The organism is Streptococcus sp. HMSC061E03, assembly GCF_001813505.1.
GTDB lineage: Bacteria > Bacillota > Bacilli > Lactobacillales > Streptococcaceae > Streptococcus.
Genome location: NZ_KV812797.1, coordinates 88,573 through 99,170 on the forward strand (window position 1 = coordinate 88,573; position 10,598 = coordinate 99,170).

The following is a 10,598-nucleotide window of genomic DNA, read 5'->3' on the forward strand; positions in this document are numbered from 1 at the left end:
GTAATTTTTTTGTAACATATTTTTACATTTAAAACACCAATCGTAATAGGGCGATCAAGACAATTCCAAACAAGACGGTTCCCATAAGGTTTTTGTAACGAAAGGCTACAAAGAGACTGGGAATGGTCACCACTAGGTCCAACCAGTGGAGCTGCGGGGGGCTTCCAATTTTCCCATCTACTAAGCTTGATAAAACCAAGGCAAAGATAATGGAAATGGGCAGGTATTTGAGAAAGCGGGTTACAGGAGCCGGCAGTCCCTTGTATTTGACTAAGAGGAAGGGCAAGATCCGAGGAATCCAGGTAACGAGGGCTGAGGCCAGAATGGCCATGAAGATATAACTATTCACGCGCATCACAGACCACCCCCACAAAACAGCCGATCAAGGTCGCAGCTAGCACAGCTAGCGGTTGCGAAACAAAAAAGAGTAAGAGAAAGAAACTCACTGCTACTGCTAACAGCACCATGAGCATGGTCTTGGTCTTTTCTGTCAGTTGCATTCCTTGAAACTGGGCTGCAAAAATCCCAATAAACATAGCCACCAAAGCAAAATCAAGCCCAAAAGCCTTTGGATCAGGTAGGAGAGATCCTAGAGCTGTTCCGATAACCGTCGCACTGATCCAGGCCACATAGCCTACTAGATTGTTCCCATGCATCCAAGGAACTGTAATGGTATCCGTCTTTAACTTCTCACTCAAGTAGACCCCATAACTCTCATCGGTCAGGAGGCTTCCAATCCCGATGGTATGAGCGAGACTAGCATCCTTAAAGTCAGACGACGTATGCAGACTCATCAACATATTACGGAGATTGATCAAACACACCGTCAAGGCCATATTCAATATCGAAGAATGGGCCGCAATCAGAGAGATCATCGCAAACTGGGCCGCCCCGGCATAGACCAATACACTCATCAAGGCCATCTCCAAAGGAGAAAGATAGGGAGACGCCACCACACCACAAGCCAGGCCAATACTGATATAGCCCAAAGCCGTCGGTAGCGCGTCCCTCACCCCCTGCCAAAAATCTTTTTCCACTCTCTCACTCCTTTCTGGATCATTGACTTCTATTATAACACAAGAAAAAAGGTTGAAAAAGGAGATCTGGTATAGAAAGGATAACCCCTCATTATACTCCTATCTTTCCCCTACTGATTCACTTTTAAATCCGACATCTCTAATGACATCTTTTCTTCTTGTGTCATGGTCTCAACAATTTGTTTTTGCTTGCTAGATATTGGCAGGATCAAAATCGTAGCAGATTGATCCGGCAATACTCCACTGTCACTAATTTTATAGCCAATCCGTTGATGTTGATAAATGAATTGCCCATCATATTTCCAACTCAATGAAAACTCAAAATCCTTATCAATTTGAAATCCAGCTTTGTTAATCAATAGAAAAACAGCATATTCTTGTTGATTGGATGAGAAAGTTGCGCCCGTATAGTTGATCGATAGGCTTCCTTGATTTCCAAGTTCTGGATGTTCCTTGGTTAATTTCTTCCCTAGTTCAATTAAGTTTGATTCTTTTCCTTCATACTGTAGTCCCACCACAAACTGCAAGCCTTTTTCATTTTTAACAGTCGAGGACTCTTTTGAAGTCTGCTCCGTTTTACTCGGCGAAGAATCTTTTGATTCCTGTCGAGACTGGGCGCATGCTGTTAATGATAGAAGCGCTATGAACAAAATGATCGTTTTGTTCATGATTTCTACTCCTTTATTCTTATCCATTTCATTCTAGTTACTTTTTTCGATGACTATCTCTTCTACACTATCAAGCCTTAAATTCCCTGTTTTCGCTCCTAAAAGAACTGGAACTTTACCAAATTCGAAGGTCAATAGAAAAGCCATAAGAATACCGCCTATCACTAAAAAGATCCCTTCTTGACCATTATTATTAAATAAATACATAGCTAAACAGGCCAGTAAGACAACATTTAATAGATGGGCATCAAAAATTTACTTTCTTTCTGGTATCGGCTTGAAAGTCACCCTGTATCTCTTCCTAGCTGTAGGAAATAGATTCTTAACCTTTTTACGAGCCTTTTCTATAGAAAATCGAAAGAGCACAAAAGATATAAGCATGGCAACCACAAATAAGACTATCTTTAGAAAAATTTGCTGACTAATGGCATACTCACTGAATCGATTTTTTAAGAGACTATAAACCGCTCCAACAAATGGCTGGACTATGATAGGCTGCTGTCCCCCCATTTATTTTATTGATGGGCGTGCCTGGAATTTCAACTTTTTATCTACTCCCATCATCTCAACAGTGATAACTTCCGTTGGCAACCCCCAATAATAGAGCTTAGGCTTCATTGTATTAGCATCTAACAGAAATTTTTTGCCATTGTACTCTACCAGTTGGTGACAGAAAATACTTGTTTCTTTATATTCTAACATCCTATTTACTTCCTACATGCTTTCAACATAGCATCCTAGACGGTACCAACCTGATCAAATCCAGCTTTCTTCTCCCAATCTTCCAGATAAGGCTTTACTCACTCAATTCACCACCTTTTCCATTGTAGTATTGTTTAAACTCATCATAAGAACGTATTTCATGTTCTTGACCATCTATTGAGTACCGAGCTTCAATTTTTACACCAGGTAAGGTGTCCTGTCCTTTAGGTGCAAACCAATGAAGAAGAGTATCAAACCATTCCTTACTACTTAATAACTGTAATCTAGGATAAATCTCGTACTCGCCACTCAACATTTTCTCTTTGAATTCCGGATAAATTGCAAATAAATTGATATCTGTCTTTACATTCTTAGCCTGTTTCTGAAATTTAAATCCTGATTGAAGTTCAAAACCGGTATTTTTATCGATTAATTCCATTAAATTTGTATAGTCTATAATTTTTTCCTTAACTGCACTGCCCTCTGAGATGGCATACTTGCTATAGTATTTCTGTTCATCCAACTTGTAATAAATATTTTTCCCATTTCCAATACTACGTTCCATTGCACTACGAGAATCAAAATAGATTAGATCTACAACACTTACTCCACTATTAACATTTATTTGATAATCATAAATAAAGGCTTTTGGTGCTGTCTTTCGAATCTCATCTAAAACATTTACGGTTGTTTCTTTAAATTGATTGTCAATATCGTAATATCGGAATCCGATATACTCCCATTTTATTCTGTCATCGGTTTTTACATAGTCAAAACCAACCAGATACTTCCCATCAACCAAGGTCAGATCCTTACTCAAAACAAATTGATTTTTCTCACCAAATAGCTGAACATCCTTGAGATTCCCTTCATGGATGACTTTGGTTGAGCTAGGTCTTTTTTCAACAGAATTTTTTTTAGTCTCTGAAGGTTTAAAATAGAGTACTAAACCAACTACAATGATTGCTAGGAAAACCAGTTTCAAACTTAAAAATTTTTTCAACATCTCCACCTACTTTTTATAGAACTATACTTGTTCCACCAATCTTTTATTCTCTCTATCATACCGAATTTTCTTTCGACTCGCAAATCCGCTACTAGTTGGTGAGATCCCAGCAAAAAAGCCATTGGACCTTGCACATCCAATTGGCTCCTTTTTCTTATTCAATTCCTTCAAAGGCCAGGCTTGGTTTGGCATTGAGGTCCCAGCCTGCAAAGTTTTCTTTGTTCCATTCACTAACACTGGCATAGGCAATCATCCCTGCATTATCCCCGCAGAGACGCAGAGGCGGAATGATGACCTTAACATCTGTGATCTCAGAAGCCAGACGTTCACGGAGACCTTGGTTGGCTGCGACCCCACCAGCGACGACTAGAGTCTTGACTGGATATTTCTCCAAAGCCTTCTTGGTCTTGGCCATGAGAATGTCTAATACGGCTGCTTGGAAACTCGCTGACAAGTCTGCATTGGAGAGACTTTCACCTTTTTGCTGTGCGTTATGGTGCAGATTGATAAAGGCCGATTTGAGTCCTGAAAAGGAGAATTCCAGATTGTCTTCCTTGATCATGGCCCGTGGGAAATCATAGATATCATCCCCTTGGTGGGCCAGCTGATCAATTTCACGTCCTGCTGGATAGGTCAAGCCCATCACGCGCCCAACCTTGTCATAAGCTTCTCCGACAGCATCATCACGGGTCTCTCCGACGATCTTATAATCACCCGCTTCACTGACGTAGACTAGCTCGGTATGTCCTCCACTCACCAGCAAGGCCAAAAGCGGAAACTCTAAGGGCTCCACGCTTTGAGCAGCCATCAAGTGTCCTGCCATATGATTGACAGGAATCAAAGGGAGTCCATGCGCCCAAGCAAAGGCCTTGGCTGCAGCTAAGCCGACCAAGAGAGCCCCAACCAGACCTGGACCGTAGGTGACAGCCACAGCTGTGACATCGGCTTCTGTAATGCCGGCTTCTTCTAAGGCTTCTTCAATACAAGCGGTGATGACTTCCACATGGTGACGAGAGGCTACCTCAGGTACCACCCCACCAAAACGCTTGTGACTTTCGATTTGACTGGCAATGACATTGGACAAGAGTTGGTCGTCATTTTTCAAGACAGCCACGCTGGTCTCATCGCAAGATGTCTCAAAAGCCAAAATATATCTATCTTTCATTTGGGTTCCTCTTCATGATCACAGCATCCTCTATGGGATCGTGATAGTAGTTTTTCCTCCGTGCAATTTCTTCAAAATGCATTTTTTTGTATAGGCTTTGGGCCGGTTGATTGGACACGCGCACTTCTAAGAAAATCTCTTTTTGGTCCGGCAACTGCGCGAGTAACTGCTGAGCTAGGCCTTGGCCTTGAAAGACGCGCTTGACCGCAATCTGTAAGACCTCTGCTTCATAGAGAGACTCTTGAATGGCGACAAATCCAAGGACTTGCCCCTCATCCACAGCTAGGAAATAGGAGGTCGATTCCTGCTCTAAATCAGCTTCAATCTGCTCCAACTTCCAGGGACTTGCTTCATAGACATCTTCCAGCACAGCGAGAATAGCGGCTGCATCCCGGCTACTCCCTTTCCTGATTGTTCCTTCCATCATAGGCGCTTGATGTAAGAGGTCGTTGTTTCCGTGTGGTCTTTGAGCCAATTTTCCTCTGCTTCGACCCGTTTGAGATAATGAGGGACAAAATCATGGAGGCCAGCAGGCGCTTGTTTGAGACCGAGACGTCCGATTTTCACTGCATCTGGCAAGGTTTCATAGTAAGTAGCCCTTGGCAGGTTAGAGGTAATCTGCTCCTTAAAGGCCGTGACTTCTCCGACAAAGGTGACCTGCTCACTCGTCGCTGCACGCTCTAGGACTTCCTCAAATGGAAAATGCCCTTCTGGTGTGACCAGCTGATCATTTTGGTAAAAACCTGCATAAACGTTGTTCCGACGGGCATCCATGACAGGCACTACCAAACCTTCTAGATCATCTGGCACTAGGGCTAAGAGGCTCGAAACCCCGACCAATTCAATCCCTAAAGTATGAGCCAAGGTCTTTGCGGTTGCGACCGCAATGCGCAGTCCAGTGTAGCTCCCAGGACCTTCTGCCACCACAATGCGATCCAAGTCCTTGGGTGTCAAGTCAATTTGTTGCATCAAAAAATCGATGACCGGCATCAAGGTAATACTATGATTCTTTTTAATGGTTAATGTTGTTTCTGCAAGTAGAGTCTCATCTTCTAAAATCGCTACAGAAAGAGCCTTACTCGAGGTATCAAATGCTAATAATTTCATTTCCTACTCCTCTTGAACTGGATTATATTATACTACAAATTCCCTTCAAATCCCAGCGAAACTCTCCCTTAGAGCGCAGGATTTTCATATCCAAAACCGCTCAAAAGCTTCTCTATTATAGCCCTTTGCCTCTCTGACTTTTCCAGTCTATCTTTTACTTACAGGCAAATTTATGATATAATGATAATTAATTGTATCGAATCAGGTCCACTAGTTGCGAGTAGGAAACTCTAGTGATTGCACTCCTTCGTAGCTAACAAATAGACCGAAATAATGAAAGGAAAATTACTTCATGATTTACAAAGTTTTTTATCAGGAAACAAAAGACCGCAACCCTCGTCGTGAAACCACGCATGCACTTTATCTCGATATTGATGCACCAAATGAACGCGAAGGACGCATCCAAGCTCGTCAATTGGTTGAAGCAAACACAGATTTCAACATTGAATTTATCACACCACTTTCTGAGCAACACCTTGCTTACGAGAAAGAGTCAGGTGCTTTTGAACTAACGGAGTACTAATCCATGGCTTATACCTTAAAACCTGAAGAAGTTGGTGTATTTGCTATTGGTGGACTTGGAGAAATCGGAAAAAATACCTACGGGATCGAATACCAAGATGAAATCATCATTGTCGATGCCGGGATCAAATTTCCAGAAGATGACCTCCTTGGGATCGACTATGTAATCCCAGATTACTCTTATATCGTTGACAATATCGATCGCGTCAAAGCGGTCCTCATTACCCACGGACACGAAGACCACATCGGTGGGATTCCTTTCCTTTTGAAGCAAGCCAATGTCCCTATCTACGCTGGACCTTTGGCGCTTGCCTTAATCCGTGGAAAATTAGAAGAGCACGGTCTTCTTCGTGATGCCAAACTCTACGAAATCAACCAAAACACTGAGCTTCAATTTAAAAATCTTAAAGCAACCTTCTTCCGTACGACTCACTCGATTCCAGAACCGTTAGGGATTGTGATTCACACCCCTCAAGGAAAGATTGTCTGTACCGGAGACTTCAAATTTGACTTCACACCTGTTGGAGAACCGGCTGACCTCCATCGTATGGCGGCCCTTGGGGAAGAAGGCGTTCTCTGTCTGCTTTCAGACTCAACCAACGCGGAAATCCCAACCTTTACTAACTCTGAAAAAGTGGTTGGCCAATCCATCATGAAGATCATCGAAGGCATCCATGGGCGCATCATTTTTGCCTCCTTTGCTTCGAATATCTTCCGTCTCCAACAAGCTGCTGAGGCCGCTGTTAAGACCGGTCGTAAGATCGTCGTCTTTGGACGCTCGATGGAAAAAGCCATCGTCAATGGAATCGAGCTTGGCTACATCAAGGTCCCTGCTGGAACCATTATCGAGCCAAATGAGATCAAAGACTATGCAGCTAATGAAATCCTGATCATGTGTACAGGAAGCCAAGGAGAGCCAATGGCAGCCCTCTCTCGGATTGCCAACGGAACGCACCGCCAAGTGCAACTCCAACCAGGAGATACCGTGATCTTCTCTTCTAGTCCGATTCCTGGAAATACAACCAGTGTGAATAAATTGATCAATACGATTTCCGAAGCGGGTGTCGATGTCATCCACGGGAAGATCAACAATATCCATACTTCTGGACACGGGGGGCAACAAGAACAAAAACTTATGCTCCGCTTGATCAAACCAAAATATTTCATGCCTGTCCATGGTGAATACCGGATGCAGAAGATCCACGCAGGACTTGCGCGTGATTGCGGAGTGGAAAAAGACAATATCTTCATCATGAGTAATGGTGATGTCCTCGCTCTAACAGCCAACTCTGCTCGTATCGCAGGAAGCTTCAATGCTCAAGATATCTATGTCGATGGAAACCGCATCGGTGAAATCGGGGCTGCTGTCCTTCGTGACCGGAGAGACCTTTCCGAAGACGGTGTCGTGCTTGCTGTTGCGACTGTTGACTTCAAATCGAAGATGATCTTGGCTGGACCAGACATCTTGAGCCGTGGTTTTATCTACATGCGTGAATCAGGAGATCTGATCCGTGAAAGCCAACGCATCCTCTTCAATGCAATTCGCATCGCCTTGAAGAACAAAGATGCCAATATCCAAACCGTCAATGGTGCAATTGTCAATGCCCTTCGCCCATTCTTATACGAGAGCACGGAACGTGAACCTATCATTATCCCAATGATTCTCACACCAGATGACGAAAATTAAAAAACAACCAGTTGAGACCACTGTTTCAACTGGTTTTATGATGACTTTTTGAGGATCAAAAAGAGAGTGGGACAGAAATCGGTAATTCGTTAGAATTCGATTTCGTCGTCCCACCTCCTCACAGTTGAGTAGGGCTGTAAAAGCTGATGAAATCAGCGTATTAGAGCCCACTCAACCACTGCGTCTTGCTCTACAATCCAAAAATAATTGAGAGGCTAGGACTTTTGTCCTAGCCTCTTTACTCTTGTTTCTTAATAAAGATCTAAATAGTTGTCTACTTCCCATTGGGATACGAAGGTCGCATAGCTTGCCCATTCGATTCGTTTGGCTTCAAGGAAGCTGGTGTAGATGTGTTCACCCAAGGCAGCTTTCACCACTTCGTCTTCTGTCAAGGCTTTCAAGGCATTGTGAAGGGTAGAAGGTAGATCTGTGATTCCAGCTGCTCTACGTTCTTCCGGTGTCATCACATAGATATTTTCTTCGATCGGAGCAGGTGCTTCGATTTTATTTTCAATACCATGAAGGCCGACTTCAAGCAAGACTGCCAAGGCTACATAAGGATTGGCCATTGGGTCTACGGAGCGTAATTCCAAACGAGTTCCCATACCACGTGATGCTGGCACACGTACCAATGGGGAACGGTTGCGGCCTGCCCAAGCGATATAAACAGGTGCTTCATATCCAGGAACCAAACGTTTATAAGAGTTGACGGTTGGGTTGGTCACCGCTGTAAAGTTATATGCATGCTTGATCAAGCCACCCAAGAAGTGATAAGCTGTTTCTGACAATTGCATGCCCTTTGGATCTTCTGGATCAAAGAAGGCATTGTTGCCATCTTGGTCAAAGAGAGACATATTACAGTGCATACCTGATCCGGCAATTCCAAATTTTGGTTTGGCCATAAAGGTTGCATACAAGCCGTGTTTACGGGCGATGGTCTTCACAACGAGTTTAAAGATTTGGATCTTGTCACAAGCGCGAAGAACTTCGTCATACTTAAAGTCGATTTCATGCTGACCAACGGCTACTTCGTGGTGACTGGCTTCTACTTCAAAGCCCATCTTGGTCAAGACATTGACGATTTCACGACGAGTGTTATCTGCAAGGTCTGTTGGAGCCAAGTCAAAATAGCCACCTTTGTCGTTTACTTCAAGAGTTGGATCTCCATTTTCGTCCAACTTGAAGAGGAAGAATTCTGGTTCTGGACCAAGGTTAAAGGATTTGAATCCAAGTTCTTCCATATGACGAAGGGCACGTTTTAAGTTGCCACGTGGGTCGCCCGCAAATGGTTTCCCTTCAGTCGTATAGACATCACAGATCAAGCCAGCTACGCTACCATTTTCATCTCCCCAAGGGAAGACTGTCCATGTATCCAAATCTGGGTAAAGATACATATCTGACTCGTTGATACGGACAAATCCTTCGATAGAAGAACCATCAAACATGGCTTTGTTTGAAAGAACCTTGTCCAGTTGCTCATCGGTAGCTGGAATTTCGACGTTCTTCATGGTTCCCAAAATATCAGAGAACATCAAGCGAATAAAAGTAACATTTTTTTCTTTTACTTCACGGCGAATATCTGCAGCAGTAATTGACATTTTTGTCTCCTTAAAATAGATTACAAGCTTATGAAATGATCAACGAAATTGACCATATGGCGATGGGGAAGATGTGAAGCGACTTTGCTGAAGAATGTCACGATGAAGAGCCTTACGGATCTCTTCTTGACTGACAACCTTGGTTTGCTCTTGCTCTTGCTCTTTTTCCGCATATCTCTTCTTAATATCCGCAATATTTAAGCCGTCTGAGATATAATCTTTGATCTCAAGCAGGCGGTCCATATCATCCAACGAATACATGCGGCGATTGCCTTCTGTACGATCCGGAGAAATCAAACCCTGATCTTCATAATAACGAATCTGGCGAGCTGTCAAGTCAGTCAGCTTCATAACACTTCCAATCGGAAAGACTGCCAGCGAGCGTCGTAATTCCTTTTCCTTCATACCATTCCTCTTTCTATTCTATTATATCGAAAAAAAAATCTATGTCAAGATCAAATGTTACATAATCTTACATAGGTTTTTTGTATTTCTTGAGAAAATCGCGAATGCGATCCACATCCGAATTGACCAAAATCGCAACGAAAACGCCAATAAAGGTCTCAAATATTCGGGCAAAAACATACAAGAAGGTTTCTCCGTTTGGAATTGAGAGGGTAATGATCAGCATTGCCGAAACTCCTCCAATAATTCCTGCTTTATTATTCATAGCGACATTTGTCATAATGGTTAACATGGTCGCAATGGGTACAAAAATCAGAGTCACCCAATACGCCCCATGAAAGAGCGTTTTTAAAAGGAAGAACAATACGGCATAAAAACCTCCGATACTGTTGCCCATGACACGCGAAGCCCCGAAATGGACACTCTTATCAAAGTCTTCCCTCAAACTAAAAACAGCTGTCAAAGTCCCGATCTGAAGGCCTCGCCAGCCAAATATTCCAAAAATAAGTAGTACAATAAAAACGGCAATCCCTGTTTTAAAGGTTCTCATCCCCAAACGGAATTTGGACCAATCAAATTTGTGTCGTTTAAAGTAATCCATGGTCACCTATCTTTCTATTTCTATTATTCTACCATATTTTCAGAAAGGAGAGAACAGTTATCAATAGAAAGAAAAAAGAGAGTGGGACAGAAATCGGTAA

The 10,598-nt window shown here is 42.9% G+C and carries 12 protein-coding genes and 1 pseudogene; 2 read left to right on the forward strand and 11 right to left on the reverse strand.

The features are described from left to right. Positions 1-28: 28 nt before the first annotated feature. From HMPREF2917_RS08220 to tsaB, 8 genes and pseudogenes are all read right to left on the reverse strand, one after another. Positions 29-355 (reverse strand): AzlD domain-containing protein, encoded by a 327-nt coding sequence (locus tag HMPREF2917_RS08220; RefSeq protein ID WP_176745960.1) that lies wholly within the window; start codon positions 353-355, stop codon positions 29-31. Then, entirely contained in the window at positions 342-1,037 is a 696-nt protein-coding gene (locus tag HMPREF2917_RS08225) for an AzlC family ABC transporter permease (protein ID WP_003003018.1), read from the reverse strand. Before HMPREF2917_RS08225 ends, HMPREF2917_RS08220 begins: the two co-directional genes overlap by 14 nt. A 110-nt stretch (positions 1,038-1,147) precedes the next feature. Further along, entirely contained in the window at positions 1,148-1,732 is a 585-nt protein-coding gene (locus HMPREF2917_RS08230; RefSeq protein WP_070590156.1) for a hypothetical protein, read from the reverse strand. Between the two features lie 228 nt (positions 1,733-1,960). Then, positions 1,961-2,407 (reverse strand): annotated as a pseudogene (locus HMPREF2917_RS08235) (hypothetical protein). Between the two features lie 94 nt (positions 2,408-2,501). Further along, positions 2,502-3,413, reverse strand: a complete 912-nt coding sequence (locus HMPREF2917_RS08240; protein ID WP_229040398.1) for a hypothetical protein — start codon at positions 3,411-3,413, stop codon at positions 2,502-2,504. A gap of 154 nt (positions 3,414-3,567) precedes the next feature. Further along, entirely contained in the window at positions 3,568-4,578 is a 1,011-nt protein-coding gene (tsaD, locus tag HMPREF2917_RS08245; RefSeq protein WP_014713962.1) for a tRNA (adenosine(37)-N6)-threonylcarbamoyltransferase complex transferase subunit TsaD, read from the reverse strand. Further along, entirely contained in the window at positions 4,568-5,005 is a 438-nt protein-coding gene (gene rimI / locus HMPREF2917_RS08250) for a ribosomal protein S18-alanine N-acetyltransferase (protein WP_049503909.1), read from the reverse strand. The genes tsaD and rimI overlap by 11 nt, the downstream gene beginning before the upstream one ends. Further along, on the reverse strand, positions 5,002-5,685 hold the full coding sequence (tsaB, locus tag HMPREF2917_RS08255; RefSeq protein WP_049503911.1) for a tRNA (adenosine(37)-N6)-threonylcarbamoyltransferase complex dimerization subunit type 1 TsaB: 684 nt from the start codon (positions 5,683-5,685) through the stop codon (positions 5,002-5,004). The genes rimI and tsaB overlap by 4 nt, the downstream gene beginning before the upstream one ends. Positions 5,686-5,977: 292 nt before the next feature. Here tsaB and HMPREF2917_RS08260 point away from each other — a divergent pair, with 292 nt between their 5' ends. After that, complete coding sequence (locus tag HMPREF2917_RS08260) at positions 5,978-6,208, forward strand: DNA-directed RNA polymerase subunit epsilon (protein ID WP_003008866.1); 231 nt, start codon at positions 5,978-5,980, stop codon at positions 6,206-6,208. A gap of 3 nt (positions 6,209-6,211) precedes the next feature. Next, complete coding sequence (gene rnjA / locus HMPREF2917_RS08265; RefSeq protein WP_003015245.1) at positions 6,212-7,894, forward strand: ribonuclease J1; 1,683 nt, start codon at positions 6,212-6,214, stop codon at positions 7,892-7,894. Between the two features lie 251 nt (positions 7,895-8,145). Here rnjA and glnA read toward each other — a convergent pair whose 3' ends face one another. The 3 genes from glnA to HMPREF2917_RS08280 all read right to left on the reverse strand — a co-directional run bounded on the left by glnA (position 8,146) and on the right by HMPREF2917_RS08280 (position 10,498). Continuing rightward, positions 8,146-9,492, reverse strand: a complete 1,347-nt coding sequence (gene glnA / locus HMPREF2917_RS08270; RefSeq protein WP_041818373.1) for a type I glutamate--ammonia ligase — start codon at positions 9,490-9,492, stop codon at positions 8,146-8,148. Between the two features lie 39 nt (positions 9,493-9,531). Further along, the gene (locus HMPREF2917_RS08275) at positions 9,532-9,897 is read right to left on the reverse strand and encodes a MerR family transcriptional regulator (RefSeq protein ID WP_070590158.1); all 366 of its coding nucleotides are present in this window, start codon (positions 9,895-9,897) and stop codon (positions 9,532-9,534) included. Positions 9,898-9,964: 67 nt separating this feature from the next. Continuing rightward, positions 9,965-10,498, reverse strand: a complete 534-nt coding sequence (locus HMPREF2917_RS08280) for an FUSC family protein (protein WP_024055322.1) — start codon at positions 10,496-10,498, stop codon at positions 9,965-9,967. Positions 10,499-10,598 lie beyond the last annotated feature (100 nt).

Bases quoted from the DNA above. Each gene is read 5' to 3' on its own strand.
- HMPREF2917_RS08220 (WP_176745960.1), bottom strand. From the start codon at position 355: ATGCGCGTGAATAGTTATATCTTCATGGCCATTCTGGCCTCAGCCCTC.
- HMPREF2917_RS08275 (WP_070590158.1), bottom strand. From the start codon at position 9,897: ATGAAGGAAAAGGAATTACGACGCTCGCTGGCAGTCTTTCCGATTGGA.
- HMPREF2917_RS08230 (WP_070590156.1), bottom strand. From the start codon at position 1,732: ATGGATAAGAATAAAGGAGTAGAAATCATGAACAAAACGATCATTTTG.
- tsaB (WP_049503911.1), bottom strand. From the start codon at position 5,685: ATGAAATTATTAGCATTTGATACCTCGAGTAAGGCTCTTTCTGTAGCG.
- rimI (WP_049503909.1), bottom strand. From the start codon at position 5,005: ATGATGGAAGGAACAATCAGGAAAGGGAGTAGCCGGGATGCAGCCGCT.
- HMPREF2917_RS08280 (WP_024055322.1), bottom strand. From the start codon at position 10,498: ATGGATTACTTTAAACGACACAAATTTGATTGGTCCAAATTCCGTTTG.
- HMPREF2917_RS08240 (WP_229040398.1), bottom strand. From the start codon at position 3,413: ATGTTGAAAAAATTTTTAAGTTTGAAACTGGTTTTCCTAGCAATCATT.
- tsaD (WP_014713962.1), bottom strand. From the start codon at position 4,578: ATGAAAGATAGATATATTTTGGCTTTTGAGACATCTTGCGATGAGACC.
- glnA (WP_041818373.1), bottom strand. From the start codon at position 9,492: ATGTCAATTACTGCTGCAGATATTCGCCGTGAAGTAAAAGAAAAAAAT.
- HMPREF2917_RS08260 (WP_003008866.1), top strand. From the start codon at position 5,978: ATGATTTACAAAGTTTTTTATCAGGAAACAAAAGACCGCAACCCTCGT.
- rnjA (WP_003015245.1), top strand. From the start codon at position 6,212: ATGGCTTATACCTTAAAACCTGAAGAAGTTGGTGTATTTGCTATTGGT.